Below are 24,428 nucleotides of genomic sequence, written 5' to 3' on the forward strand. Positions count from 1 at the left end.
GCAAAAACCTAATTGACCGGTGTTACTTTTTGAGTAAGAATCATAATTTTTCTGTTGTCGAAACTATCAAACGTATAAACCATTTTTACTAGGGCAGAATGGTAAAGAAAAAGACCTAGGAGGGTTCTGTGTAATGAAGTTGTTATCTCGCTTTTCAATTATTCTGATTGTTGCCGTCATGTTTAGTGGGGTTGTACCTACAAAGACGTTTGGGGAGGAAGGTGGCGTTAAACTTGCGGATGATTCTAGTTCGGCGATCTTAATCGAGAGAGATACCGGTGAAATCCTATTTGAAAAGAACAGCAATGAACAATTACCGCCAGCAAGTATGACGAAGATTATGACGATGCTATTAATAATGGAATCGCTTGAAAATGGGAAAATTTCATTGGATGAACAAGTGCGTACAAGTGAGCGTGCAGCTTCGATGGGCGGCTCACAAATTTTCCTTGAGCCTGGAGAAGAGATGAGCGTTGAGGAAATGCTCAAAGGTATTGCTATTGCCTCAGGGAACGATGCTTCTGTAGCTATGGCTGAACATTTAGCGGGGTCTGAAGAAGAGTTTGTCAATATGATGAACGATAAAGCAAAAGAGCTAGGGTTGCAAGATACAAACTTTGTAAATTCAAACGGATTACCTGCGGAGAATCATTATACAACGGCAAACGACTTAGCGATGATGTCTAAAGAGTTGTTAAAATATGAATCGATTACAGATTTTACGAGCATGTATGAAGATTATTTACGAGCGGACTCAGATAACAAATTTTGGCTGGTGAATACAAATAAGCTAGTAAAGTTTTATCCAGGTGTGGATGGGTTGAAAACAGGTTATACTCGTGAAGCAAAATATTGTTTAACGGCAACTGCAAATAAAAAAGATATGCGTGTAATCGCAGTTGTCATGGGGGCATCCACTCCGAAAGATCGAAACCGACAAATTACTGAAATGCTTGACTATGCCTACAGTCAGTATCAACTTCACAAACAACATGATCGAGGCACTGTCATCGGTCAGGTGAAAGTAAGTAAAGGAGCAAAAAATAAAGTCGATGCTGTTACAGCAGAAAATGTTTCCATGCTTACAAAAAAAGGTGAATCACTTGATGAACTGACTGAGGAAATCAACTGGAAAAAAGACATTAAAGCTCCGTTAAACCAAGGTGATGCAGTAGGGACCTTAACGGTTAAGGTGGATCAAAAGATTTTATCTGAAATTCCTTTAGTTGTTTCAGAAGATGTGGACGAAGCCTCCTTATGGCAACTATTTAAGAGAACGGCGTCCGTTCTCGTCGGAAAAGAAGCGTCATGATTCGTCGTTCGAGCAAACAATTTGGCGAAGATCCACTAGTTTTGTTTTGAAGAAGGAGATTAAACCTTTATAGGCGAAACTCCCTTTACGGAATTCCGAAAAGCGACGATTCAATCTGGATCGGATTCCATAAACCTACATGCAAGGAGTGAAGGGGATCGTGAGTTTACTAATCGACTTGGAAAAAAAGGAAAATGTATTGTGCGTTCGGTTAGAGGGTGAACTCGACCACCACACGGCGATGAAGCTTCGCGAAAGAGTCGATCAAGCGATGAAAGAGCATCATTTAACACATATGCTTTTGAATTTAGAGAATTTAACATTTATGGACAGTTCGGGCTTAGGGGTTATTTTAGGCAGGTATAAATATATCCAGACTTTAGGAGGGGAAATGGTCGTTTGTTCTATTTCTCCTCAAATTAAACGACTGTTTGACATGTCAGGGTTATTTAAAATTATTCGACTGGAAACAGATGAGGGAAGCGCATTATCGATGTTGGGGGTGGCATCATGACAAAAAATATAATGAAGTTGTCATTTACTGCAGTTAGTGACAATGAATCATTTGCCAGAGTTACCGTAGGGGCGTTTGTAGCGAAACTTGATCCAACGATGGATGAACTAACAGAGATTAAGACAGTTGTCAGCGAAGCAGTTACGAATGCAATTATTCACGGATATCCAAATGATGAAAACGGAATGGTACGTATTGAGGCGGAATTAGACGATGATACGATACGCATTATGATTCAAGACGAAGGGATAGGTATGAATAATATAGAACAGGCAAGACAACCTTTGTTTACATCGAAACCGGAACTGGAACGAAGCGGTATGGGCTTTACTATTATGGAAAATTTCATGGATGACGTAGCCATTCACTCAGAGCCAATGGTTGGGACGACGATACGTTTATCTAAGCGCCTTTCTAAACAAAAGGCCATGTGTAATTAGGGGTATGCCTATGGAAGTGAATGTAAAACAAAAGAAAGAGGTGTTTTTGAAGGACGGGGAGCTGAAGCGATTAATTGCAGAAGCGCAAGACGGGAGTCAACAAGCTAGAGATCGAATTGTCAATCATAATACCCGCCTCGTCTGGTCGGTCGTGCAGCGTTTTTTAAACCGCGGATATGAACCAGATGACTTGTTTCAAATCGGTTGTATCGGGCTGATTAAATCAGTGGATAAGTTTGATTTAAATTACGATGTGAAATTTTCTACCTATGCGGTTCCGATGATTATCGGAGAGATCCAGCGGTTTTTACGTGATGATGGAACGGTAAAGGTGAGTCGTTCCATTAAAGAAAGTGCTAACAGAATTCGTAAAATGAAAGAAGAGCTTACAAAAACATTAGGACGAGTCCCTACTGTAAACGAAATAGCCAAGAGTCTGGACATGACTCCGGAAGATGTCGTATTTGCCCAAGAAGCGAGCCGTAATCTCTCGTCGATTCATGAAACGGTATATGAAAATGATGGAGATCCTATTACTCTGCTTGATCAAATCTCTGACCAAAATGAAGGCAAATGGTTTGATAAGATTGCTCTGAAGGACGTGATTCAAAAGCTAGAGGAAAGAGAAAGATTGATTGTTTACTTGAGGTATTACAAAGATCAGACGCAGTCAGAAGTAGCAGAACGGCTCGGGATTTCACAAGTGCAAGTCTCTCGGCTAGAAAAGAAAATCTTAAAGCAATTAAAAGACCAACTGGGGGAGTAACCTCAGTTGGTTTTTTTTGGCGTTGGCTTTATCGTAACCCTTCTTATTTAGGGGGGTGCTGAATAAATCAAGAACCCAAATACAAAGGGTGCCGCTTCCATGGTTTCGCTTTCCGCAGGCAACGCTTCAGCCTCCTCATTCGCGAAAGGCATGCTCATTGCGGGGTCTTCTACTGCTCCTGCGGTTCCTCGTCGCAAGAAGACCATTGTTGCTTTTCCTGAGGGAGTCTCCGCCATTGCAGCAGCACTCCTTAGCAATTCCCATGTGTACCTCAAAATCAGGTGCAAGGTTTTTGGTAAAGGCTGTATTCGTAAAGTTTGTTGCTTTTTGATCGTTTTTTCCAAGTGTCACGCTATGCGTGACAGGGCAAGCGTGCGCTTGCCTAACGCTCAAAAATCAAATAGCAAAAAGAGAGGTATTTCCTTGCAGATTCTCTTACATGAGAAAGAGTATACTCTCTTGCCACACAAGCGTAGGTTATTTATTCAGTAGCCTCTATTTAACTTACTTACGTGCCACCCCCTCGGCTTTATCATCAATTATTCACTGAATCAGGAATGATCATTGTCTTTTCGTCTCATACTAAGGGGAGAAAAATAGGTAAGTCTTAGCAGGGAGGCGACTTTATGGAAGAACGGATGTATCTTCGATTAAAAGCACGGGTGAAAGTTCGTCATCCTCAAACGCTTGTCCTTAAAGATGTCGCACAAATTATTGCCCCGGAAGAGTGGATAAACGACCTGAACCAGCTCCCTGTTGTTGGAAAAAAGCATGCAAATAGCCCGATCGTTCTTGAAGCCATGAGTATTGTATCATTAATTGCTAAAAAGTACCCAGATGCAGATGTTCAAGTTGTGGGTCCGGTTCAGACAGTCGTATGGCATGATATCAAAAAACAACCAATGAAACCTCTTTTGTTTTCACTCGTTTGGTTTTTATTATTTATAGGATCAGCTCTGGCGATCATGAACTTCCATGAGGACGTCAGTATGCTAGGCGTTCATCAAAAACTTTACAAAGTCATTACCGGTGTGACCGTTGAACATCCACTATGGTTACAAATTCCCTATTCTTTCGGATTGGGGATGGGGATGATTCTGTTTTTTAATCATCTATTTCAAAAACGAATAAATAATGAGCCGAGCCCATTAGAAATGGAGATGTTTAATTACCAAGATAATATTGACCGGTATGTGGCGTTAAATCATCGATCAGAAAAAGGAAATGACGAGGAACATGATTGATTTTGCAATGACGGTGATGATTGGGTTCGCGGGTGGGATTGCGGTTGGAAGTGGTTTTGTTGCTTTTTTAACTGTCCTTGGGATAATTCCCCGACTTGCCCAATTAAGTAGTACCAGTCGACTAATAACAAAATATGAAAGTGCTGTCATTTTAGGTGCTCTTGCGGGTGCTTGGATGAGCTTAGGGAGTCCAATGTTTACGATTACGAAGTTGGTCGCTATCCCAGTAGGACTAGCAGCGGGCATTTTTGTTGGACTCTTGGCAGCTGCATTAACAGAAGTGCTTAATGTATTTCCGATACTCGCGAAAAGAGTTGGAGTAGATGAAAGAATCACCTGGCTCTTGTTTGCGATCGTACTAGGTAAAATAACCGGGTCGTTGTTCCACTGGTTGTATTTTTCTCCATTGAGGTGAATCAAATGAAATCCGTTGAACAAAGCAGAAAGGATCGATTTGCAGAAAGAAGCAAACAAATTGTAGCTAAACCGAAATGGATAAAAAACGCTCTCATTGCTTTCGTTACAGGGGGACTTATCGCGATCTTGGGACAACTGCTTTTTAATCGTTATATTGATTGGTTTGATCTGACTGAAAAAGAAGCGGTAAATCCTGTATTAGCTACGTTTATTTTCGTCGCTTGTTTATTAACCGGGTTAGGTGTATACGATCGTTTGTCTGAAAAAGGAGGAGCTGGACTTATTGTGCCGATTACAGGATTTGCGAACTCGGTTACAAGTAGTGCAATGGAATCTCGTGCTGAAGGGATTGTGTATGGGGTCTCAGGAAATATGTTTCGAGTAGCGGGGGCTGTTCTTATATTTGGAGTTGTTTCAGCTTATCTCGTCTCCTTCATTCGACTATTGGTAGAAACGCTCATTAATTGATGGGGGAATTATCGTGAAAAATCTTCGACAAACATGGGTCCTTAATCATCCGGTATACGTGGAAGGGACGGCCTGTGTATCAGGACCAAAAGAGAAAGAAGGACCAGTTGGCCATTACCTAGATAAATCATTTGATAACCTGTACTGCGGTGAAAGCACGTGGGAAAAAGCAGAAAGGGCACTGATGAAAGAAGCTGTTGATCTTTGTCTAAAGAAAAAAGGGTGTCCTGAAGAGGAAGTTGACTTTTTTATTGCTGGTGATCTGCTTAATCAAAATGTTACTAGTAACTACACAGCAAGAAATTACGCTTGGCCTTATCTCGGGGTATTTAGTGCATGCGCTACCTCCATGGAAGGTGTAGCACTGATCGCATTGTTTGTAAGTTTCGGGATGATAAAACGCGGACTAACTGCTGTAAGCAGTCATTACGGAGCCGTTGAAAGGCAATTCAGATTGCCGCTAGAGCATGTAAAACAAAAGCCTACGACAGCGATGAGGACAGTTACGGGAGCAGGTGCTATGCTCATTTCCACTAAAGAAAGCCCAATTTCTATACGTTCCTTAACGATTGGGAAGGTGATTGACTGGGAGATGAAAAATCCTTTGGACATGGGACAAGCGATGGCTCCAGCCGCTTTTGATACCTTTAAAAAACATTTAAAAGAAACGGGCAAAACAGAAAAAGATTATGATTTGATCATCACCGGGGACTTAAGTATGTATGGTTCTCGCCAATTTCTTGCCATGTGTGAAGAAGAAGGTCTTTTTATCACAGATAAATATTTAGATGGGGGGAATACGATTTATGGCTATCATCCATTAGGAATTGCGGGTGGAAGCGGAGCAGGCTGTAGCGCATTAGTGCTCTATGGATATGTGTTTCACAAAATGAAAAGTGAACATTGGAAAAAAGTGCTGTGTATTGCGACAGGTGCTCTGTTTAATCCTTTAACAGTGCGACAAAAAGATACTATCCCATGTATAGCTCACGCGGTGGAGTTTGAACTCGACCCGAGTGTGGAGGCGTAATAATGGAATATTTACAAGCTTTTGTGGTGGGTGGATTATTTTGTCTAATTGGTCAATTGTTTATGGATTTTGGGAAGTGGTCACCTGCTCATATAATGGGGGGATTCGTTGTAGCTGGAGCTCTGTTAGATGGGTTTCATCTTTATGATCGGTTAATTGACTTTGCAGGAATGGGTGCCCTTATTCCCATCTCTAGCTTCGGTCATTTTCTTGTTCATGGTGCTATGACAGAAGCTCATCGATATGGTTTCCTAGGGATCGGTATGGGGATATTTGAAGTAACTTCTGCCGGTGTATCTACAGCGATTCTATTTGGGTTTTTATTTGCACTCATCTTTAAGCCAAAGGGGTGAAAGCATGATTTCAAAAAAACGGGTTATATTAATTACCGATGGAGATGCTTCCGCACGGGAGGCAGTGATAACAGCCGCTCAGCAATTAGGGTGTTTTTGTATATCCAAATCAGGTGGGAACCCAAGCCCTTTAAGTGGGGAATCCCTCATCCAACTCATCTTAGAAAGCCCTTATGACCCTGTTCTTGTTCTTTTTGATGACTGTGGATATCCCGAAGAGGGTCCGGGTGAGAAGGCGTTGATGACTGTATGTAAGCATCCTGAAATAGAATTGTTAGGTGCTCTAGCTGTAGCATCGCAATCATTTTCCCATGAGTGGACAAAAGTTCATTTTTCTATTGATCGTAACGGAGAATTAACGGAGTTTGGGGTTGATAAAGACGGAATTATCGATTCGGAAGTGGGACGGATTCGAGGGGATACGGTTTATGTATTGGACCAACTCCCGATTCCAATCGTGATGGGTATAGGGGACTTAGGAAAAATGGGAGGACGTGATGAAGCGAAGAAGGGAGCGCCCATAACGACACAGGCGATCCGGATGATACTAGAAAGGAGCGGACATTATGACGGAACGGCATCACGATGAGACGAAAGAAGACCATCCATTTTCTTTTGATATAAAAGAAAATGAAAGAAGAATCAAAGAGCGTGTAGGAATTGGTGAGAGCTTTGATGTAGGTGTTCGTAAACTACATATTTTAGATAAAGAAGTACAATTTTATTTTGTGAACGGTTTATGTGACATACAATATATTATTGAATTACTAAAAGAATTAATGTTTATTGACGTGACTGAGCGAAAAAAAAGAAACGCACGAGAACAAATTGAAAATCATCTCACACACGTGCAGGTTGAATATGTCGATAATCTAGATGACGCTATTAGCGAAATGCTTTCCGGACTTATTTTTATTCTTATTGAGGGAGAAAAAGAAGCTATTGTAATAGATGTCCGGCAATATCCAGGAAGAGGACCTGAGGAACCGGACACTGAACGTGTAGTGCGGGGGAGCCGGGATGGATATACAGAGAATATTATTGAAAACACGGCGCTAACAAGACGCAGAATCCGTGATGAGCGATTGCGAAATGAGATATTGCGAGTCGGGCGTCGCTCGAAAACAGACATTAGTCTCACCTACATTGAAGGTGTAGTAGATAAGAATCTCGTCTCTGTTATTCGCAAAGAGCTCGAAAATATTGATATTGATAGTTTGACAATGGCAGATAAAGTGGTAGAAGAGTTTATCGTTAAACAAGGGAATAACCCTTTTCCTCTTGTACGATACACAGAAAGGCCTGACGTAGCTGCGACCCATATATTAGAAGGTCATGTGGCCGTTATTGTAGATGCTTCTCCGAGCGTGATGATATTTCCGACGACATTCTTTCATCATGTCCAGCACGCGGAAGAATACCGGCAAGCTCCAGCAATCGGGACGTTCTTAAGGTGGGTAAGGTTTGCGGGAATCTTATTTTCCCTGTTTATTTTACCCCTTTGGCTTCTGTTAGTTATTGAGCCTACTTTACTGCCCGAACATTTGGATTTTATCGGACCTGAAGACACTACGAATGTTCCCGTCTTCCTGCAAATCGTATTAGCAGAACTCGGGATCGAACTGCTGAGGATGGCTGCTATTCATACTCCTTCTCCATTAGCGACGGCACTTGGTTTAGTAGCCGCCTTACTTATTGGAGAAATCGCAATAGAAGTTGGATTGTTTGTTCCAGAGGTCATTCTTTACGTCGCAGTTGGTGCGATTGGCATGTTTGCGACGCCGAGCTATGAAATGAGTATAGCTCTACGAATATTGCGGCTGGCTCTGATTGTCTCAGTCGTTCTACTTAAAGTTCAAGGGTTTATGTTGGCAACAACTGTGTTTATTCTGATGTTAGCTTCGATAAAATCATTAAATGTTCCGTATCTATGGCCGTTTATCCCGTTCTATCCAAAAGCGATGTATGACGTTCTTATTCGTCAAGCTATTCCAGTTAAGCGAAGACGACCAAGCGTGGTTCATCCGCAAAATGTATTCAAACAGTCTAAGTAAACCGAGAAAAGGCTTGAAGCCTTTTCTTTTTTATGTTATATTTTTTTCTAACTGAATAGCTCTCATGAAAGTCATGAGATAGAGGAGCAAAGAGAATCAGTAGCCTGTCTGAGTGTTGGAGCACGGGGAAGCTAGGTGAAAGGTCAATTTGCCGAAGGAAGTACACTAGCTCCAAGTGGGTCTTTCTGGGGTATTGCTTAATAAGTAATACACTGTCACTACGTATGTAGTGGAGCACTATCCGATTGATGAAGGGTTGATTATAACCGTTCTAGGGTAATTGGTGCTGCTTGTATCGATTACCTTTTTTGTTTAGGCTCTTTACTATTGGGTTTTTTGATCGTTAGGCAAGCGAATGCTTGCCTTCAAAAAGTAACAAACTAAAAACGCCTTTGTTTAAATCGAAGGAGCGAAAGGCGGCGACTCCAGCGGGAAAAGCAACAATGTTCTTCTTGCGACGAGGAACCGCAGGAGCAGCTGAAGACCCCGCAGTGAGCGTGGGTTTGCGAACGAGGAGGCTGAAGCGTTGCCCGCGGAAAGCGTCCGCCTGTAGCGGATTTGAGCGATAATTTGATCAAAAAGCAACAATCTTTTAGAAAAGAGCTAAAAGTTAAAATCAACGCTTCATCTTTCGAGACCTAATGGTTGAGGAGAGAAAAATATGAATACAAAAAATCATCGGATTAATAGTGAAGGTCACCTGGAAATTGCAGGGGTGAATACGACCCTTTTAGCAGAAAAATACGGTACACCTTTGTTTGTCTATGACGTTCAAGACATTTGTGAACGAGCTAAAGCTTTTCAACAGGCCTTTGAAGAAGAACAAGTGAGATACCAGGTTGCCTACGCAAGTAAAGCTTTTAGTTGTATTGCCATTGTCCAGCTTATGGATGAACTTGGGTTAAGTTTAGATGTCGTTTCAGGCGGGGAGCTTTATACAGCTTTGCAAGCAGGTTTCCCTGTTGAACGAATTCATTTTCACGGCAATAATAAATCTCCTGACGAAATTGAAATGGCAGTAAAAGCAGGGGTTGGTTGTTTTGTCGTCGATAATTTCCACGAACTCACATGGCTTATGGCGATTACGCAAAGTCTTGAGACAAAAATGAATGTATTATTGCGGATCACACCAGGTGTAGAAGCTCATACTCATGAATACATTAGTACCGGACAGGAAGATTCCAAATTTGGATTTGACATATCAAGTGGACAGGCTGAAAAAGCAATCCAACAAGTAGTCAGTGATGAACGGTTACATCTTCTAGGCTTTCATTGTCACATCGGTTCACAAATTTTTGAAACGGACGGCTTCGTTTCTGCAGTAGATGAAATTTTTCAACATCTTGTTGAGTGGCGGGACACTACTGGATATTGCCCAGAGGTTTTAAATTTAGGTGGGGGTTTTGGGATCCGATACAGTAAAGGTGATGAACCATTGCCGTTAGGTGATTACGTCAAGGCAATGATTGAAGCTGTAAAAAATCATACCGAACGTCATAGCTTTTCAATTCCGGAGATTTGGATTGAGCCAGGGAGGGCGTTAGTCGGTGAAGCAGGAACGACCCTTTATACTGTTGGAGCAAGAAAGTCGATCCCCGGTGTCCGGGATTATGTTTCGGTTGACGGAGGGATGACTGATAATATAAGACCTGCTCTTTACCAGGCGAAGTACGAAGCTGTTGTTGCCAATAAAGGAGATGCCCCGACCACGGATACGGTGTCTATCGCTGGAAAATGTTGTGAGTCTGGGGATATGCTTATTTGGGACTTGAAGGTTCCTTTCATTGAGCAGGGGGACTTGCTCGCAGTTAAGTCAACAGGTGCTTACGGCTATTCAATGGCTAATAACTACAATCGAATACAACGTCCAGCTGTTGTCTTTCTACAAGATAATCAAGATTATTGTGTTATTGAAAGAGAAACCTATCAGCAAATGACACAATTAGACCGACCATGGAATCGAAACGGGAAAAAGACAGAGGTACTAGTGAAATCTAGCTAATTATTCTCTTTAATGAGTGGTTTTTTCTTTGGACACCATGCATCTTCGTTTTTGTTTCCAGTGTTTTTGTAGTAAACTAATAAAGTAAGCTACATATAGAGCACATATAGGTTACGCATTTTTAGAGTAGAGAGGAAGATGACAATGAAAAAAGGAACGATTGTGTTAGACAGCGGAAACAAATTAGAACTCGAATTTTATCCAGAAGCAGCACCGGGTACGGTTGAAAACTTTGAAAAGCTTGCTAACGACGGTTTCTATGACGGCCTTACATTTCACCGTGTGATTCCAGGCTTTGTAGCTCAAGGTGGTTGTCCGGTTGGAAATGGAACTGGTGGCAGTGATCAAACAATCAAGTGTGAAACAGAAGGAAACCCTCACAAACATGTACGAGGTACTCTATCTATGGCTCATGCTGGTAAAGATACAGGAAGCAGCCAATTTTTTATTGTTCATGAACCGCAGCCTCATCTAGATGGTGTCCATACCGTGTTCGGACAAGTAACAGAAGGTGTGGATGCTGTACTAAATATTAAGCAAGGCGATGTAATGCAACAAGTCCGTGTTTTTGATGAAGAATAAAGGTTATGGAGGACGATCTCTTTTTGAGGTCGTCTTTTTTCAAACGATAAGCCAAGGGAAAAAACAATTTAACTTCAAAAGTAAGTCAAATTTAGACCATATCAGAAAGTTTTGTGATATACTATACGAAACTGAACAAACACAATTTTCCTTCGGGGTAGGGTGAAATTCCCAACCGGCGGTGATGCAGCGACATATTCGCTCTAAGCCCGTGACCCGGTTCTTGAGAGTTGAGAAAGAAAATAACTCTTCGTTTCAAAAATGAAACAACGAGAAACGGTGGATTCGGTGAAAAACCGGAGCCGACAGTATAGTCTGGATGGGAGAAGGAACAGTGGCCAAAAAAACCGGCAAATGCTCAACGGGACCAGTGTGTCCATTTTTAAGGCAAAAACTGAACTTTCGGTTCGTCTTGTCTTTTTGAGCGAAAGATGCTCGGTCTATTCTCCATTGTTTTTTATCTGTAATTAAAGCCTGAAGGACCTTCCTTCAGGCTTTTTTATACGTTCAGAAAGGTTAACTTCTCTAAAGGAATAAAGTATAAGCGTAATTTTATGTTTATAAATAAGGACTATGGCTTTTTGGAGGAGAGGATGTCATGACAGATGAACAATATATGAAGCTTGCAATTGAAATGGCGAAGACAACCGAAGGACAAACATCACCAAACCCAGTCGTAGGTGCAGTTCTTGTTCATAATAATCAAGTTGTCGGTATGGGGGCTCATTTAAAAGCAGGAGAGCTCCATGCAGAACGACATGCCCTGCAAATGGCAGGAGACAAGGCAGAGGGGGCAACAATGTATGTGACGCTTGAGCCTTGTTCTCACCATGGCAGAACTCCTCCTTGTGCAGATGCTTTAATTGAAGCAAAGGTGAGTAAGGTGGTCGTGGCTACGAAAGACCCTAATCCACAAGTTGCCGGAAAAGGTATTAAAAAACTAACGAGTGCGGGGATTACGGTCGTGGAAGGGGTATTAAAACATGAAGCAGATCAATTGAATCGCACTTTCTTTCATGCTATTCAAACGAAAAAACCGTTTGTCACCTTAAAGTCAGCGACAAGTCTTGATGGAAAAATTGCTACATCAAAAGGGGAAAGTAAATGGATCACAGGAGATGAAGCGCGTGCGGACGTCCACTATCTACGTCATATTCATGATGGAATTTTAGTTGGAGTGAACACAGTTCTAAAAGATGATCCAAGTTTAACGACTCGAATGTCTGGTGGAGGGTCACATCCGGTTCGGATTGTACTCGATCATCATTTAAAAACCCCATTAAATGCAAAATTAGTAACAGATGGTATAGCGCCAACATGGATTATTGCCAGTGAAGCAAGCGATAGTAATAAACGTGACGCTCTTGAGAAATTAGGGGTCAAGGTTTTTACAGTAGGAAAAGAACATATTGAGATTATTGAGCTACTTTATTTCCTTGGCGAAAAGAAATTAAACTCCCTTCTTGTAGAAGGAGGGGGCGTGATCAATGACAGCTTTTTAAGATCGGGAGAATTTGATCAGGTTATTGTCTACCTTGCTCCAATTCTAATAGGGGGTAAAGAAGCTTACTCTTCTTTTTCAGGATTAGGCATTGAAAATTTGTCAAATGCTGTGAAGCTTCGCATTGTTGAAGTGACTCAGACCGGCTCTGATATAAAAATTACTGCGGAAAAGGAGAGTGTTTGATGTTTACGGGGATAATTGAAGAAAAAGGAACAATCCAGCAAATTCGTCAATCTGGTGAAGCGATCGTTATGAACATTCAAGCTTCTGAAATTTTATCTGATGTCAAACTTGGCGATAGTATAGCTGTTAATGGTGTTTGCTTAACGGTAACCGAATTTGACAGTAAATCGTTCTCTGTAGATTTGATGCCTGAAACAGTTCGAAATACAAGTCTTAGGATGTTAACAAAAGGTTCTGAAGTTAATTTAGAACGAGCGATGGCAGCAAATGGCCGTTTTGGAGGTCATTTTGTATCAGGACACGTTGATGGCTTAGGAAGAATTATTTCAAAAAAGAAAGACGCCAATGCTGTCTATTATGAAATTGAAGTGGACGACGTGCTCATCAAATATATGATGTTAAAAGGGTCTGTATCTGTTGATGGCACGAGCTTAACTGTTTTTGGCGTTCACGATCATAGCTTTATCATCTCAATCATTCCACATACGATCGAAGAAACAATTATCGGTCAAAGAAAGCCTGGAGATGTTGTGAATATTGAAGCGGATATGCTTGCGAAGTACATGGAACAATTTTTATTAAAAAGGTTCAGAGCTGATGAACAATCTTCTGAGAAGTTAACCGAGGCATTTTTAAAAGAACATGGATTTTAAAAGTTGAAGAAAGGTCGTGAATGTCAAATGATCCAATTCGATCCAATTGAAGAAGCGATATATGAACTAATACAAGGTAAAATGGTCATTGTCTGCGATGATGAAGACCGCGAAAATGAGGGTGACTTTGTCGCACTTGCCGATAAAACGACTCCAGAAGTCATTAATTTTATGATCACTCATGGCAGAGGACTTGTTTGTACACCAATTACCCAAAAAAGAGCAGAAGAGCTCGAGCTCATGCCGATGGTTGATCATAATACAGATCCCCACGGAACTGCTTTTACAGTTAGTGTGGACCATCAGTCTACTACCACTGGTATTTCCGCCCATGAACGCGCAAACACGGTAAGAGCGTTGATCGATCCGGAAACAAAAGGCATAGATTTTAAAAGGCCAGGACACATTTTCCCTCTTATTGCTAAAGACGGGGGCGTATTGAGAAGAGCGGGGCATACAGAAGCTGCTGTAGATTTGGCCAGACTCTGCGGGTCTGCACCTGCAGGAGTTATTTGTGAAATTATTAAAGAGGATGGAAGTATGGCGAGGGTCCCTGATCTTCGTAAAATTGCGGATGAGCATGAAATTAAAATGATTACGATTAAAGACTTGATCCAATACCGTAATCGGAAAGATCAACTTGTTAAAAAGGAAGTAGAAATCTCCCTTCCAACACAGTTTGGTGAATTTAAAGCGGTTGGTTATTCTAATGTTGTTGATGGAAAAGAACATGTCGCTTTAATTAAAGGAGAAATAACTCCTGAAAAGCCTACACTTGTACGCGTTCATTCGGAATGTTTAACTGGAGATGTGTTTGCTTCCGAACGCTGTGATTGCGGACCGCAGCTTCACGCTGCATTAGAGCAAATTGAGGAAGCGGGTGAAGGAGTCCTTCTTTATATGAGGCAAGAAGGCCGGGGTATCGGTTTATTAAACAAAATGAAAGCTTATAAACTTCAAGAAGAAGGGTTTGACACGGTAGAAGCAAATGCACAGCTTGGCTTTGCTCCTGATCTCCGTGATTATGGAATTGGTGCTCAAATATTAAGGGATATTGGCGTAAGTAAAATGAAACTTCTCACAAACAATCCGCGAAAGATTACCGGTTTAAAAGGATATGACCTTGAAGTCGTGGACCGGGTTCCTTTACAATTACCGCATACGAGAGCAAATGAACGTTATTTAAAAGTAAAGAAAGAAAAATTAGGACATATGCTGCACTTTTAGAGCTTTGTTAAGCAATTCTAAATTAATATTGATAAGATCGAGAATCCAAGGAGGAAAAAAGTTATGGGAAACGTGTATGAAGGCCAATTAGTAGGTACAGGATTAAAAATAGGGATTGTTGCAGGTCGCTTTAATGAGTTTATTACCGGTAAGCTCGTAGCTGGGGCACAAGATGCTTTAAGACGACATGGTGTTGGTGAAGAAGATGTCGATCTTGCGTGGGTGCCAGGTGCATTTGAAATTCCGCTTATTGCAAAAAAAATGGCTGACTCTAATAAATATGATGCAGTCATTACGCTAGGAACCGTCATCCGAGGATCTACACCACATTTTGACTATGTTTGTTCAGAGGCTGCAAAAGGTGTATCCAATGTTGCTTTATCCAGTGGCATTCCAGTTATCTTTGGTGTACTTACAACAGAAACAATCGAGCAAGCGATCGAACGGGCTGGAACCAAAGCTGGTAATAAAGGTTCGGAAGTGGCTGTTGGTGCCATTGAAATGGCCAACCTAACGAAAACATTAGAAGGATAAAAAGAAGGGAACCGTATGCTCATTCCTTATCAGCGAGATTATGAAAAAATTGCAATGGGGTTACTTTCCTATATGCCGAATGAAAAAAAGGTTAAGAAGCTTCAACATACCATTGCGCAATATGCGAGTGACTCAAACTGGCAGCTTTATTTATGGAAAGAAGATGCTTTTATTGGCGTCATCGGGATCGAAGAAGCGGAAGATACAACTTATTTGCAACATCTTTGTGTCAACCCATCATACCGTGATGAAGGGGTTGCCAAGCGTATGGTTCAGGCAGTAGAAAAACAAAATGGAATAATATTGTGCGCGACAAAGTCTACAGGCGATTTTCTGGAATCGTGCAACAAAGAAAGCTCTTAGTTCAAGTGATAAAAGAGCCAAACGAAAAGAAAGGAAGGCTCAATCAGCCTCCCTTTCTTTTCGTTTATTCAGCAAACTTTCTTGACGGGCAAGAACGACTTCGCTGCGGTCTCTTTTTCGGTGCTTATAAATCAAGTACTCATCTCGATTATGGGCATTTTCCATTGCACACCAAGAGAGACCTTGCTCCATACATCGTTTTTTACATTCCTCTTCAAGTGTGGCGTCTGCAAGTGGGATGTTAAATGATGTATAGGGGTGAAGATTATTGATCGCTTTTTGTCGATCGTACAATTGCTTCACAAAGGGAGCAACACGAATACCAAGTTTCTCATAACGCTTACGGTCATTTTCTACCATATCAATAACTTTTTCAAGGAGACGAGAGGCGCCTCGGAAATTTTCTTGTCTGTGATGATAAAGAGAGACAGAGAGCTGAATGAGCGCGAGCCATTGGGGATCTTTTTCCTGTTTCCAATATTCTTCCATGACTTCATGGCATTCAAAAAGGTCTCTTTCACCTTGGAAATACACTAAATATTCGAGATATGCTTTCGGGTATGAAAAAGGCATTTTTGTCCTCCTAACTTCTATGTTAAGGTTTATCGAAATAAGCTATTCATTAAAACCTACTTTAACATAAACCAAAGGAGCCATTCATTAATAATGTCTAACACTAGCCGCTCTAGTTAGTAAAGGCGGCGACTCCAGCGGGAAAAGCAACAATGGTCTTCTTGCGACGAAGAACGCAGGAGCAGCTGAAGACCATTTGAGCGAAGGTCTTAGCGTATCAAAAAGCGACAATCTTTTAGAAAAAAGCCTAAATAAAAGACCGCTCTATGCGCTTTTCATATGATATAATGCTTGAAGAATGATAGGAAATGGTGAAGAATAAATGCAGTATAATGTGAAATTGCAATCTTTTGAAGGTCCATTGGATCTTCTTTTACACTTAATTCAAAAAAATGATCTTGATTTACATGACATTCCGGTTGCTCAGATCACAGATCAGTATATGTCTTACATCCATGCGATGCAAGTGCTTCAACTAGACGTTGCAAGTGAGTACTTGGTTATGGCGGCCTCTTTATTAGAAATGAAAAGTAAACTTCTCCTTCCCGCTCAGGATGATATTATAGATGAAGAGGAATACTTCCTGGAAGAAGATGTTGAAGACCCGCGAGATGATTTAATGAAACGTCTCATTGAATACAAACGATATAAAGAAGCAGCTGGCGAATTAAAAGAAAAAGAGGTAGCTAGAAGTCAGCTTTTCTCTAAACCTATGACCGACCTAACCCCTTTATTAGAGGAAGAGCCTCAGGAAGTATCGAAAGTTGACGTCACACTTTATGATATGCTCGATGCCTTTCAAAAAATGATGAAAAGAAAAACAGAAAAAAAACCGGTGTATTCAACAGTTCATCGAGAAGAAGTTCCTATTGAGAGAAGGATGACACAAATTATTGATCGTTTAATGCAAGGAAACGGTAAAACGAGATTTTCCGAGCTGTTTGAAGAAAATTCTCGAACACAAAAAGTCGTAACCTTTTTAGCCATACTGGAGTTGATGAAATCAAACATGATTGGCTGTGAACAGGTCGGGAACTTTGATGATATTTTTGTCTTTCAACAAGAGGTGTTTGCAGGTGAGTAATAAAGAAATGAAAGCAATAATTGAAGGACTTTTGTTTGTGTCTGGTGAAGAAGGTATAGACATAGGACAGCTAATGGATGTTCTTCAAGTCGACAAGATCACAATTCAGTCCTGGATGGAAGAATTGATGGAAAGTTATCAATCTGAAGAGAGGGGTTTACAAATTGTGGAATACGGTGGAAGCTATCAGCTGACCACAAAAGCAGCGCATGCCCCATACTTTAAAAAGCTTGTTCAATCCCCAAGTACTGCAACTCTCTCTCAGGCTGCATTAGAAGCACTGGCGATTATTGCCTATAAGCAGCCGATTTCGCGAGTGGAAATTGAAGATATCAGAGGAGTAAAATCGGAAAGGCCAATTCGTACACTCCAAGGGAAATCTTTGATTAAGGAAGTAGGACGTGCAGAGGGGACAGGAAGAGCGATATTATACGGAACAACCAATGAGTTTTTAGAACAATTCGGTCTCCGCTCAACAGACGAGCTTCCACCATTACCAACGGATGTTGAAAGTGATGGTATAGAAGGAGAAGTGGATCTATTCTTTGAAAAATTCCAAGAACAACTTGATCAAAATCTTTCATCTTAAAAAGCTATGATTAGTACTATTAATCTAAGTTGCATAGTATGAAGTACCTACCAAAATTGGAGGAGAACATTATGGGAAATAATTTAGTTAAGCATCAACTTTCCTTTACGGAAGAGAGTCTTTCAAGAGCGGCAAATGAAATACGGGTTTTCTTAAACGGAGTCACACTGGACTCCCTTGCTTATGATCGTGACCAATCGTTAAACGTGGAGCATATCGAACCACTTTTAGATGAATTAAGAAGGCTATTAGTCTATTGCGATGAAGGTGGAGAATCTTGTAAAATTATTCTCTCAGGGGAAACATTCCGTAAAGCAGCTGCTGAAAAAACGTTGTATTGGATTTTTCACCAATGTATAGAGGAGTTTTTTCAGCCTCGTCTAGATGCATGGTATGAAGACAGTCGTGCCGCATATACGGGTAAAAACGCGATCAAATTTCGTAATCGTGTACCAAAAGCCATTGAGACGTTAATGGCAAATCTGGAAGGCCCAATGCAACAGATGAGAGAAGAGCTGGAATATTATGAAACAGATTATCATACAAAAGTTATTCACTCCGAACGAAAATAAATTCATCAACTAAAAAGGATGGACTCAAAAGTTAAGTTCATGACAGGCGCGCTCATTACTCGAGGATATCTCAAAAGATCGGTTACCGAATTTTTGAGATATCCTCGTTTTATATTTGAAGGGTTTTTATATAAGGGTAATGAGTGATTTGTAAATAAAGTGGCTCATCTTGCGTCCACTCAGCATATAGGATGTCTTTTATCCTTATGCCCTCTTTTGTAAATCTCTCCACTAATGCATCTTTTTTATAAGGTGTTTGCTGTACATTCTCTTCAACCCATTCTCCATCACTTATAAAAGAAATCGAAATGCTAGCTTTTTGAGGTGGAAGTTGAAAATCTTGTTTGTTGACCGTTTGGAACGGTACTTTCTTCAGTACATTCACAGTTCCATTAGCTTCCAAAATGGCGTATTCTACCTGTTTTAGTGAAAAGACATCTTTATCTCTAAGTAAATGCTGAAGCTGATCGAGATCAAGTTTGGATTTTTTTAACTGTTCCCGATCGATGATCCCATCGCGGATAACAATTGAAGGCTTCCCTTCTAATAATCCTCTGCTTTTTTTCCATTTTTGTGTAATGTATTCAATGAAATATATGAATGTTCCCCATAATCCAACAGCATATAATACATAATTTAATCCAATATCCTTGTCATAAATCGCGTTACCTACAAGCTCTCCTAAAACGAGAGCAGAGATGAAATCAAAGGGAGTAAGCTGGGTTATTTGTGTTTTCCCTAAAATTTTTGTCAAAATGAGCAAAGCGAAAAACCCGAAAAGTAACTCAATGGTTAATGAAGGGAATGTCGTATTCATCAAAAGACCTCATTTATTTACTGTTTCTTTTATATATACTACCCCAACTCCCTTTGAATTTATTTGCCTTCCGCTTTAAGTGAATACGAAAGAAATTTCCATTTATGTTTTGTGAGTTCTTGAGAACAATACTAACTGTAATTAAAGAAAACGAATCTTTGGAAAGGAAAGTGACATGATGACAGTAGTAACACAAGTAAAGCAAACGTTGGCAGGGTTAAAAAGTGCGCAAGCCAGCTTGGAAGGTTTTGCATTGCAAACTGATAACCAACAAGCAAAACAAATGTTTCAGCAGGCAGCACAAGACACACAAATGATTGTGGATAGTCTGAACCCTCGACTTCAGCAAATAGAACAAGAAGAACCGCAATATCGTCAATAACACATGACTGAGATTTCATCTATTAGTATCTACAACTGTATAACCTTTTACGAGCCTCGCTTAGCGAGGCTTTTTATTCAAGAGTTAAAAAAGCATAAAAATCCATGCTTCGATGTCTAGCTCCAAGCGCCATCGGATCGTATCAAATAACCTGGACGATTAAAAGTAAAAAGCACTTTTTATCGTCCAGAACATTTGCATGTTGTCGGGTACACGGGCGCCTTGCGCTTTTCTTAATAAAATTAGAATTTATAACAGGACAGCTACCTTCACGCCGCTCGTCTCAAGGGAAAAGCATCCTTGAGACTTTAAAACATGCGGCGGAAGCTGACGCTGTTTTTCTTATAAGGTTGGGCTAATGTTCCAATGCGGATTATTTCAAGACCAACCTTATACATATTATTTTCGTGACTTTTCATACTAAAAGTAGCGAAGGAGGTCGAGGGTTTGAAGCGAAATAAAATCGTTCTTTGTTTTCTTGTGATCATGGTTGTTTCTATGAACCTCTGGGGATGCCAAACAAATGATCAAGCAAAAGGGCAAAGGAAAGAGAATGCTGAAGTGACGTATATTCAGAAAAAGAGTGACGTTGATCAAGGAAAGGCAGATACCGCTAAACGAGAAGTGAGTAATATGAAGGAAGTAGAAAAAGTAACGGCTGCCTCGGTGGATAACGATATCTACGTCGCTTTAACAGTAGAGGGGTTTGACCGTTTTTTCCTTGAACGAATACGTAAAGATGCTCAGGACGCAATTAAGAAAAAGTATAAGCAAGATCATATTCATGTCTCGACAGATCGGAAAATTTCTTCTGAATTAGAAGCTATAGAAAAAAGGTTATTGAAAAATGGTGTTAAGAAGGAACAATTGAAAACGGAGCTAAAAAAAATTGAAGATGATATGAAAGGGTAGAAAAGAGGGACTGACGTGGGAAAAAAACAACAACGTGAAAAGCTTACACCTGAACAAAAAAAGTACCAACAAACTGCTCAGAAGCATGAAATTCAAAGGCCTGTTTTTAAAAATTGTATAAAGGCATTTTTAATTGGTGGCTTTATATGCATAATCGGACAAGCTATACAGCTCTTTTATATGTACCAGTTTGATTTCACTGAAAAAACAGCGGGAAACCCTACTGTTGCCACGTTAATATTTGTTGCTGTATTGTTAACAGGCTTTGGCGTTTATGATCGTTTTGCTCAATTTTCGGGAGCAGGAACGGCGGTTCCAGTAACAGGCTTTGCAAACAGTGTTGCATCTGCTGCAATTGAACATAGAACAGAAGGATACGTTTTAGGTGTCGGTGGGAATATGTTTAAACTTGCTGGATCAGTAATCGTTTTCGGAACGTTTGCAGCTTTTGTTATTGCTCTTATTACAACGCTTTTAAGTATGGGAGGATAAATCATGCTATCAGGCCATCGAACTTGGGTTTTTGAAAATAGGCCTGTCATCACATCAACAGGGGTTGTCGTAGGACCTTTTGAAGGGAATGGTCGGTTATCAGACGACTTTGATACGATTCATGAAGACCTTTGGTGTGGCCAGGATTCTTATGAAAAAGCCCAAAAAAAACTATTTGAAGATGCTACTCTAAAAGCTCTCGATAAAGCCGGGAAAAAACCTGATGACGTTCAGTTTGTTTTTGCGGGAGACTTATCCAACCAAATCACATCGACCTCTTTTGCTTGCAGAACATTGGCGATCCCTTATTTTGGCTTGTTCGGTGCTTGTTCGACCTCAATGGAAGGGCTGGCAATGGCTGCATTTGTCATGAATTATCAAGGGGCTGAATATATCCTGACTGGATCGGTGAGTCATAATGCTGTTGTGGAAAAGACATTTCGTTATCCAACAGAGTACGGATCGCAAAAACCGCCAACGTCCCAATGGACGGTGACAGGATCTGGTATGGCACTATTGTCGCAAGGAGGAGCAGGTCCGGTAGTGACTTCTGCTACGATCGGAAAAGTGATTGATTTAGGAATGTCCGATCCCTTTAATATGGGTGGGGCAATGGCGCCAGCAGCTGTGGATACGATTACGGCTCATTTAAAAGAACGTAACATTACAGCTGATTATTATGACCTGATTATTACAGGTGATTTGGGTAAAATTGGCAGGTCAATTGCACTTGATTTATTTAAGCAGCAAGGGACAGAAATTGATGTTGATCGCTTTCAAGATTGCGGCCTCCTAATTTACCGTGATGACCAGCCTGTTTTTGCGGGAGCGAGCGGTTCAGGCTGTTCAGCTGCAGTTACGTATGGCCATTTTTTAAATCGTATGAAGCGAGGCGAGCTTACGCGTATTCTCGTAGTCGCAACTGGAGCCTTATTATCTCCATTGACATTCCAACAGAATGAATCGATTCCTTGTATTGCACATGCAGTATCGATTGAGGCAGGAGGGAACAACAGCCAATGATGACTTTTGTCTGGGCGTTTATAGTAGGGGGATTGATTTGTGTAATCGGCCAAATAATGATGGATGTAGGTAAATTAACACCTGCTCATACAATGAGTGCGCTCGTTGTTAGTGGTGCTGTTTTAGACGGAGTCGGACTTTATGAACCGTTGATTGATTTTGCTGGAGCAGGTGCAACAGTGCCGATCACAAGTTTTGGGAACTCCCTCGTTCACGGAGCGATAGCGGAGGCAGAACAGAACGGGTTGATTGGAATTGTAACAGGGATCTTTGAGGTGACCAGTGCGGGGATATCTTCAGCGATTATTTTTGGATTCATTGCAGCTCTAATTTTCAAACCAAAAGGGTAGTAAGCATCCGCTTGCCTAACGCTCAAAAAACAAATAGCAACAATCTTTTTTAAAAGAGAAAATGTCTAATAAAGTGAAGGAGGAAGACCCATGACAGTTGCGTCACAAGTCAAACAATGTTTAGCATCCTTACAATCACTGGAAGCTGGATTTAATCAATTGCAAACAGAAACCAAGGATGAGGAAGCTCATGATGTTTTTCGAAAAGCGGCCTTAAAAATAAGAACAGTTGCACAAGACGTAGAAAAAAGAGTATATCAACTGGAAATTGAAGAACCTCAATATAAAAATTAACAGAAAGAAGGGTAAAACATGCCAGGGTGGTTAGAAGTAACGATACGTACCGTAAGTGCTCTAGTATTAATTCTTGCTTCAGCTAGACTGCTGGTTCGAAAAAACTTGCAGCACATGACTCAGACTGAATTTATCGTGATGGCATTTTTTGGAGCGATGTTAGGTATTGGCGCTGTTAATCTGGCCATTCCAATTGTCTTTCCTTTACTTGGTTTTTTTATTGCCACGCTTATCTTGTACTCCTTACAATTAGTAAAGCTAAAAAGCCGAACGGTACGCTTTTGGCTTCAAGCACAGCCTGTTCCAGTTATTAAAAACGGAAAGGTACTTGAAGAAGAATTAAAAAAACAACGCCTTTCAAGTGATGATTTGGAAACTGAATTACGTAGAAAAGGAATTTTTCAAGTTCAAGATGTAGAGTTTGCCATGCTGGAGGAGACGGGAGAGATTGATGCGCTTTTGAAAAAGGATAAGCAGCCAATCACTCCTAAAGATATGAGCATTCAAGTAGGAAACGTCAAAGAAACAGAAACCGTTATACGAGATGGAAAAATTCAAGATGAACCATTAAACCGATTAGGTTTTTCACGGCGCTGGTTAGAGGAGAAAATTACCCAAAAGGATTATACGATTGATAATGTCTTTTTAGCGCAAGTTGATAGGGATGGACAATTATATACAGATGTGTATGATGATCAGCTTAAACAATCTCCACCTACTGAAAAACAGGCACTTTATACGACGCTAAAAAAAGTACAAGCTGATATGCAATCATTTTCGTTGCAAACAGAAAATACCCAAGCGAAGCAGATGTATGCCGTGCATGCACAAGAGCTGGCAGAACTTGAACAGAATGTTAAACCGTATTTACTTGACTAATGATAAAAGAGAGGACCTTCAGCTGAATAAGATCGTTCAGAAATATAAAGCTCTTTTTTATCATTTACACTTGCGAAAAAAACATTGTTCACGTTTTGGATACCTTGCTTTTGAAGTTCACCATGTAACCATTTGAGGTCAAGCCCCAAATTGTTTAAAACTGAAGAGTAGATTGTACCTTCCAGAATCACTGGGTATGCAATACCTGGTGATTTTTTTGTTAGTTGCAAATCCTCTATTGTTACGTTTGCTTTTTCATGCTTTAGATGCAATGAGAGCGTACCGTTTCCTTCAACAATTGCTACCTCAACATCTGCTACATCAAATACATCTTTTTCTCGAAGCATTTGCAAAAGGTTGTCTACAGAATAGCGAATCTTTTTCAAATTACGAGAGAGAATTTTTCCATTATGAACAACAATCGTTGGTTCAAACGTCATGATTTTACCGATCTTCCTATTTTTGATCATGAGGTAAGCTGAACATCGTTGCAATAACGTGATCGCTAATATTGCCACTACAGTATGAATGTGATGGACTTTAGGGTCAGCAATATCGGCTCCAGTGACAGAAGCGAGTGTCATAATGATTAAAAAATCAAAAACTGGAAGATTACCTATTGCTCTTTTTCCCATAAAAAGCGTAATCGTTAACAATAAAGGTAAAATGGTACCTACCCGAAAAAGTATTATTAACAATTCCTGAGGAAGGGTCATAAAGAAAGCAGCCTCCAATACTAAATCAATACGTCTATTTTCTTCCATTTCCATGTGATTATACTTTTTATATTCTCTAAAGCATATCGTTTTTGTTTG

The 24,428-nt window shown here is 40.5% G+C and carries 32 protein-coding genes and 2 riboswitches; of the genes, 28 read left to right on the forward strand and 4 right to left on the reverse strand.

The annotated features are described in order from the left end of the window. Window positions 1-133 precede the first annotated feature (133 nt). The 4 genes from CDZ94_RS01555 (at window position 134) to sigF (ending at window position 3,032) form a co-directional block, all read left to right on the forward strand. Entirely contained in the window at window positions 134-1,312 is a 1,179-nt protein-coding gene (locus tag CDZ94_RS01555; protein WP_096434781.1) for a D-alanyl-D-alanine carboxypeptidase family protein, read from the forward strand. A 160-nt stretch (window positions 1,313-1,472) separates the two neighbouring features. Then, on the forward strand, window positions 1,473-1,826 hold the full coding sequence (gene spoIIAA / locus CDZ94_RS01560) for an anti-sigma F factor antagonist (RefSeq protein WP_096434782.1): 354 nt from the start codon (window positions 1,473-1,475) through the stop codon (window positions 1,824-1,826). Continuing rightward, entirely contained in the window at window positions 1,823-2,266 is a 444-nt protein-coding gene (spoIIAB, locus tag CDZ94_RS01565; RefSeq protein WP_096434783.1) for an anti-sigma F factor, read from the forward strand. Before spoIIAA ends, spoIIAB begins: the two co-directional genes overlap by 4 nt. A 10-nt stretch (window positions 2,267-2,276) precedes the next feature. Then, entirely contained in the window at window positions 2,277-3,032 is a 756-nt protein-coding gene (gene sigF / locus CDZ94_RS01570; protein WP_096434784.1) for an RNA polymerase sporulation sigma factor SigF, read from the forward strand. 47 nt (window positions 3,033-3,079) lie between these two features. On the opposite strand, the gene CDZ94_RS01575 is transcribed toward sigF, so the two are convergent. Beyond that, window positions 3,080-3,268 (reverse strand): hypothetical protein, encoded by a 189-nt coding sequence (locus CDZ94_RS01575; RefSeq protein WP_096434785.1) that lies wholly within the window; start codon window positions 3,266-3,268, stop codon window positions 3,080-3,082. Window positions 3,269-3,658: 390 nt separating this feature from the next. On the opposite strand from CDZ94_RS01575, the gene CDZ94_RS01580 reads away from it, so the two are divergent. The 14 genes from CDZ94_RS01580 to CDZ94_RS01645 all read left to right on the forward strand — a co-directional run bounded on the left by CDZ94_RS01580 (window position 3,659) and on the right by CDZ94_RS01645 (window position 15,646). Then, window positions 3,659-4,276: a stage V sporulation protein AA gene (locus CDZ94_RS01580; protein ID WP_096434786.1), complete on the forward strand. Its 618-nt coding sequence runs from the start codon at window positions 3,659-3,661 to the stop codon at window positions 4,274-4,276. Further along, window positions 4,269-4,691: a stage V sporulation protein AB gene (locus CDZ94_RS01585; protein ID WP_157812000.1), complete on the forward strand. Its 423-nt coding sequence runs from the start codon at window positions 4,269-4,271 to the stop codon at window positions 4,689-4,691. The genes CDZ94_RS01580 and CDZ94_RS01585 overlap by 8 nt, the downstream gene beginning before the upstream one ends. 5 nt (window positions 4,692-4,696) lie before the next feature. Further along, the gene (gene spoVAC / locus CDZ94_RS01590) at window positions 4,697-5,161 is read left to right on the forward strand and encodes a stage V sporulation protein AC (RefSeq protein ID WP_096434788.1); all 465 of its coding nucleotides are present in this window, start codon (window positions 4,697-4,699) and stop codon (window positions 5,159-5,161) included. 13 nt (window positions 5,162-5,174) lie between these two features. Continuing rightward, entirely contained in the window at window positions 5,175-6,191 is a 1,017-nt protein-coding gene (spoVAD, locus tag CDZ94_RS01595; protein ID WP_096434789.1) for a stage V sporulation protein AD, read from the forward strand. Window positions 6,192-6,193: 2 nt separating this feature from the next. Next, entirely contained in the window at window positions 6,194-6,544 is a 351-nt protein-coding gene (gene spoVAE, locus CDZ94_RS01600) for a stage V sporulation protein AE (protein ID WP_096434790.1), read from the forward strand. Window positions 6,545-6,548: 4 nt separating this feature from the next. Further along, entirely contained in the window at window positions 6,549-7,133 is a 585-nt protein-coding gene (spoVAEA, locus tag CDZ94_RS01605; protein ID WP_096434791.1) for a stage V sporulation protein SpoVABEA, read from the forward strand. Further along, complete coding sequence (locus tag CDZ94_RS01610) at window positions 7,111-8,598, forward strand: spore germination protein (RefSeq protein ID WP_096434792.1); 1,488 nt, start codon at window positions 7,111-7,113, stop codon at window positions 8,596-8,598. The genes spoVAEA and CDZ94_RS01610 overlap by 23 nt, the downstream gene beginning before the upstream one ends. Before the next feature lie 71 nt (window positions 8,599-8,669). After that, a riboswitch (Lysine riboswitch) is annotated at window positions 8,670-8,846 on the forward strand. A gap of 413 nt (window positions 8,847-9,259) precedes the next feature. Then, the gene (gene lysA / locus CDZ94_RS01615) at window positions 9,260-10,600 is read left to right on the forward strand and encodes a diaminopimelate decarboxylase (protein ID WP_096434793.1); all 1,341 of its coding nucleotides are present in this window, start codon (window positions 9,260-9,262) and stop codon (window positions 10,598-10,600) included. A gap of 144 nt (window positions 10,601-10,744) precedes the next feature. After that, window positions 10,745-11,182: a peptidylprolyl isomerase gene (locus CDZ94_RS01620; RefSeq protein ID WP_096434794.1), complete on the forward strand. Its 438-nt coding sequence runs from the start codon at window positions 10,745-10,747 to the stop codon at window positions 11,180-11,182. 144 nt (window positions 11,183-11,326) lie between these two features. Then, a riboswitch (FMN riboswitch) is annotated at window positions 11,327-11,517 on the forward strand. 263 nt (window positions 11,518-11,780) lie between these two features. Continuing rightward, window positions 11,781-12,869, forward strand: a complete 1,089-nt coding sequence (gene ribD, locus CDZ94_RS01625) for a bifunctional diaminohydroxyphosphoribosylaminopyrimidine deaminase/5-amino-6-(5-phosphoribosylamino)uracil reductase RibD (protein WP_096434795.1) — start codon at window positions 11,781-11,783, stop codon at window positions 12,867-12,869. Next, window positions 12,869-13,522: a riboflavin synthase gene (ribE, locus tag CDZ94_RS01630; protein ID WP_096434796.1), complete on the forward strand. Its 654-nt coding sequence runs from the start codon at window positions 12,869-12,871 to the stop codon at window positions 13,520-13,522. Before ribD ends, ribE begins: the two co-directional genes overlap by 1 nt. 27 nt (window positions 13,523-13,549) lie before the next feature. Beyond that, window positions 13,550-14,749: a bifunctional 3,4-dihydroxy-2-butanone-4-phosphate synthase/GTP cyclohydrolase II gene (locus tag CDZ94_RS01635; protein ID WP_096440517.1), complete on the forward strand. Its 1,200-nt coding sequence runs from the start codon at window positions 13,550-13,552 to the stop codon at window positions 14,747-14,749. A gap of 63 nt (window positions 14,750-14,812) precedes the next feature. Beyond that, a complete protein-coding gene (gene ribH, locus CDZ94_RS01640) occupies window positions 14,813-15,283 on the forward strand; it encodes a 6,7-dimethyl-8-ribityllumazine synthase (RefSeq protein ID WP_096434797.1) in 471 nt (156 codons plus the stop codon). Between the two features lie 15 nt (window positions 15,284-15,298). Continuing rightward, entirely contained in the window at window positions 15,299-15,646 is a 348-nt protein-coding gene (locus CDZ94_RS01645; protein WP_096434798.1) for a GNAT family N-acetyltransferase, read from the forward strand. A 39-nt stretch (window positions 15,647-15,685) separates the two neighbouring features. Here the strand turns inward: CDZ94_RS01645 and CDZ94_RS01650 are convergent, their stop codons facing one another. Next, window positions 15,686-16,219 carry a DUF309 domain-containing protein gene (locus tag CDZ94_RS01650; RefSeq protein WP_096434799.1) on the reverse strand — a complete coding sequence of 178 codons (534 nt, stop codon included), beginning with the start codon at window positions 16,217-16,219 and terminating at the stop codon, window positions 15,686-15,688. A 322-nt stretch (window positions 16,220-16,541) separates the two neighbouring features. Between CDZ94_RS01650 and CDZ94_RS01655 the strand changes: the two genes are divergently transcribed. From CDZ94_RS01655 to CDZ94_RS01665, 3 genes are all read left to right on the forward strand, one after another. Further along, on the forward strand, window positions 16,542-17,303 hold the full coding sequence (locus tag CDZ94_RS01655; RefSeq protein ID WP_096434800.1) for a segregation/condensation protein A: 762 nt from the start codon (window positions 16,542-16,544) through the stop codon (window positions 17,301-17,303). Beyond that, the gene (scpB, locus tag CDZ94_RS01660) at window positions 17,296-17,892 is read left to right on the forward strand and encodes an SMC-Scp complex subunit ScpB (RefSeq protein ID WP_096434801.1); all 597 of its coding nucleotides are present in this window, start codon (window positions 17,296-17,298) and stop codon (window positions 17,890-17,892) included. The genes CDZ94_RS01655 and scpB overlap by 8 nt, the downstream gene beginning before the upstream one ends. A gap of 71 nt (window positions 17,893-17,963) precedes the next feature. Further along, window positions 17,964-18,464: a DUF3907 family protein gene (locus CDZ94_RS01665; RefSeq protein ID WP_096434802.1), complete on the forward strand. Its 501-nt coding sequence runs from the start codon at window positions 17,964-17,966 to the stop codon at window positions 18,462-18,464. Window positions 18,465-18,573: 109 nt separating this feature from the next. On the opposite strand, the gene CDZ94_RS01670 is transcribed toward CDZ94_RS01665, so the two are convergent. Next, the gene (locus CDZ94_RS01670; RefSeq protein ID WP_096434803.1) at window positions 18,574-19,281 is read right to left on the reverse strand and encodes a DUF421 domain-containing protein; all 708 of its coding nucleotides are present in this window, start codon (window positions 19,279-19,281) and stop codon (window positions 18,574-18,576) included. A gap of 178 nt (window positions 19,282-19,459) precedes the next feature. On the opposite strand from CDZ94_RS01670, the gene CDZ94_RS01675 reads away from it, so the two are divergent. The 7 genes from CDZ94_RS01675 (at window position 19,460) to CDZ94_RS01705 (ending at window position 23,613) form a co-directional block, all read left to right on the forward strand. Beyond that, window positions 19,460-19,663 (forward strand): DUF1657 domain-containing protein, encoded by a 204-nt coding sequence (locus tag CDZ94_RS01675; RefSeq protein WP_096434804.1) that lies wholly within the window; start codon window positions 19,460-19,462, stop codon window positions 19,661-19,663. 447 nt (window positions 19,664-20,110) lie between these two features. Next, window positions 20,111-20,575, forward strand: coding sequence for a YhcN/YlaJ family sporulation lipoprotein (locus CDZ94_RS01680; RefSeq protein WP_096434805.1), 465 nt, complete (start codon window positions 20,111-20,113; stop codon window positions 20,573-20,575). A 15-nt stretch (window positions 20,576-20,590) separates the two neighbouring features. Further along, complete coding sequence (spoVAC, locus tag CDZ94_RS01685) at window positions 20,591-21,067, forward strand: stage V sporulation protein AC (protein ID WP_096434806.1); 477 nt, start codon at window positions 20,591-20,593, stop codon at window positions 21,065-21,067. 3 nt (window positions 21,068-21,070) lie between these two features. Further along, window positions 21,071-22,090 carry a stage V sporulation protein AD gene (gene spoVAD / locus CDZ94_RS01690; protein ID WP_096434807.1) on the forward strand — a complete coding sequence of 340 codons (1,020 nt, stop codon included), beginning with the start codon at window positions 21,071-21,073 and terminating at the stop codon, window positions 22,088-22,090. Further along, entirely contained in the window at window positions 22,090-22,440 is a 351-nt protein-coding gene (spoVAE, locus tag CDZ94_RS01695) for a stage V sporulation protein AE (protein ID WP_096440519.1), read from the forward strand. The genes spoVAD (CDZ94_RS01690) and spoVAE (CDZ94_RS01695) overlap by 1 nt, the downstream gene beginning before the upstream one ends. Before the next feature lie 90 nt (window positions 22,441-22,530). Beyond that, window positions 22,531-22,734: a DUF1657 domain-containing protein gene (locus CDZ94_RS01700; protein ID WP_096434808.1), complete on the forward strand. Its 204-nt coding sequence runs from the start codon at window positions 22,531-22,533 to the stop codon at window positions 22,732-22,734. A gap of 18 nt (window positions 22,735-22,752) precedes the next feature. Next, the gene (locus CDZ94_RS01705; protein ID WP_096434809.1) at window positions 22,753-23,613 is read left to right on the forward strand and encodes a DUF421 domain-containing protein; all 861 of its coding nucleotides are present in this window, start codon (window positions 22,753-22,755) and stop codon (window positions 23,611-23,613) included. Here the strand turns inward: CDZ94_RS01705 and CDZ94_RS01710 are convergent. Further along, window positions 23,610-24,329, reverse strand: coding sequence for a DUF421 domain-containing protein (locus tag CDZ94_RS01710; protein ID WP_096440521.1), 720 nt, complete (start codon window positions 24,327-24,329; stop codon window positions 23,610-23,612). The genes CDZ94_RS01705 and CDZ94_RS01710 overlap by 4 nt on opposite strands. Window positions 24,330-24,428 lie beyond the last annotated feature (99 nt).

The organism is Alteribacter populi (assembly GCF_002352765.1).
GTDB lineage: Bacteria > Bacillota > Bacilli > Bacillales > Salisediminibacteriaceae > Alteribacter > Alteribacter populi.

Bases quoted from the DNA above. Each gene is read 5' to 3' on its own strand.
- CDZ94_RS01705 (WP_096434809.1), top strand. From the start codon at position 22,753: ATGCCAGGGTGGTTAGAAGTAACGATACGTACCGTAAGTGCTCTAGTA.
- CDZ94_RS01650 (WP_096434799.1), bottom strand. From the start codon at position 16,219: ATGCCTTTTTCATACCCGAAAGCATATCTCGAATATTTAGTGTATTTC.
- CDZ94_RS01655 (WP_096434800.1), top strand. From the start codon at position 16,542: ATGCAGTATAATGTGAAATTGCAATCTTTTGAAGGTCCATTGGATCTT.
- spoVAEA (WP_096434791.1), top strand. From the start codon at position 6,549: ATGATTTCAAAAAAACGGGTTATATTAATTACCGATGGAGATGCTTCC.
- spoVAE (WP_096434790.1), top strand. From the start codon at position 6,194: ATGGAATATTTACAAGCTTTTGTGGTGGGTGGATTATTTTGTCTAATT.
- CDZ94_RS01580 (WP_096434786.1), top strand. From the start codon at position 3,659: ATGGAAGAACGGATGTATCTTCGATTAAAAGCACGGGTGAAAGTTCGT.
- sigF (WP_096434784.1), top strand. From the start codon at position 2,277: ATGGAAGTGAATGTAAAACAAAAGAAAGAGGTGTTTTTGAAGGACGGG.
- CDZ94_RS01710 (WP_096440521.1), bottom strand. From the start codon at position 24,329: ATGACCCTTCCTCAGGAATTGTTAATAATACTTTTTCGGGTAGGTACC.
- CDZ94_RS01610 (WP_096434792.1), top strand. From the start codon at position 7,111: ATGACGGAACGGCATCACGATGAGACGAAAGAAGACCATCCATTTTCT.
- ribD (WP_096434795.1), top strand. From the start codon at position 11,781: ATGACAGATGAACAATATATGAAGCTTGCAATTGAAATGGCGAAGACA.
- ribH (WP_096434797.1), top strand. From the start codon at position 14,813: ATGGGAAACGTGTATGAAGGCCAATTAGTAGGTACAGGATTAAAAATA.
- spoVAC (WP_096434788.1), top strand. From the start codon at position 4,697: ATGAAATCCGTTGAACAAAGCAGAAAGGATCGATTTGCAGAAAGAAGC.
- CDZ94_RS01575 (WP_096434785.1), bottom strand. From the start codon at position 3,268: ATGGCGGAGACTCCCTCAGGAAAAGCAACAATGGTCTTCTTGCGACGA.
- CDZ94_RS01585 (WP_157812000.1), top strand. From the start codon at position 4,269: ATGATTGATTTTGCAATGACGGTGATGATTGGGTTCGCGGGTGGGATT.
- CDZ94_RS01645 (WP_096434798.1), top strand. From the start codon at position 15,299: ATGCTCATTCCTTATCAGCGAGATTATGAAAAAATTGCAATGGGGTTA.
- spoIIAB (WP_096434783.1), top strand. From the start codon at position 1,823: ATGACAAAAAATATAATGAAGTTGTCATTTACTGCAGTTAGTGACAAT.
- spoVAE (WP_096440519.1), top strand. From the start codon at position 22,090: ATGACTTTTGTCTGGGCGTTTATAGTAGGGGGATTGATTTGTGTAATC.
- CDZ94_RS01700 (WP_096434808.1), top strand. From the start codon at position 22,531: ATGACAGTTGCGTCACAAGTCAAACAATGTTTAGCATCCTTACAATCA.
- CDZ94_RS01620 (WP_096434794.1), top strand. From the start codon at position 10,745: ATGAAAAAAGGAACGATTGTGTTAGACAGCGGAAACAAATTAGAACTC.
- CDZ94_RS01635 (WP_096440517.1), top strand. From the start codon at position 13,550: ATGATCCAATTCGATCCAATTGAAGAAGCGATATATGAACTAATACAA.
- ribE (WP_096434796.1), top strand. From the start codon at position 12,869: ATGTTTACGGGGATAATTGAAGAAAAAGGAACAATCCAGCAAATTCGT.
- CDZ94_RS01670 (WP_096434803.1), bottom strand. From the start codon at position 19,281: ATGAATACGACATTCCCTTCATTAACCATTGAGTTACTTTTCGGGTTT.
- CDZ94_RS01665 (WP_096434802.1), top strand. From the start codon at position 17,964: ATGGGAAATAATTTAGTTAAGCATCAACTTTCCTTTACGGAAGAGAGT.
- spoVAD (WP_096434807.1), top strand. From the start codon at position 21,071: ATGCTATCAGGCCATCGAACTTGGGTTTTTGAAAATAGGCCTGTCATC.
- CDZ94_RS01675 (WP_096434804.1), top strand. From the start codon at position 19,460: ATGACAGTAGTAACACAAGTAAAGCAAACGTTGGCAGGGTTAAAAAGT.
- CDZ94_RS01555 (WP_096434781.1), top strand. From the start codon at position 134: ATGAAGTTGTTATCTCGCTTTTCAATTATTCTGATTGTTGCCGTCATG.
- lysA (WP_096434793.1), top strand. From the start codon at position 9,260: ATGAATACAAAAAATCATCGGATTAATAGTGAAGGTCACCTGGAAATT.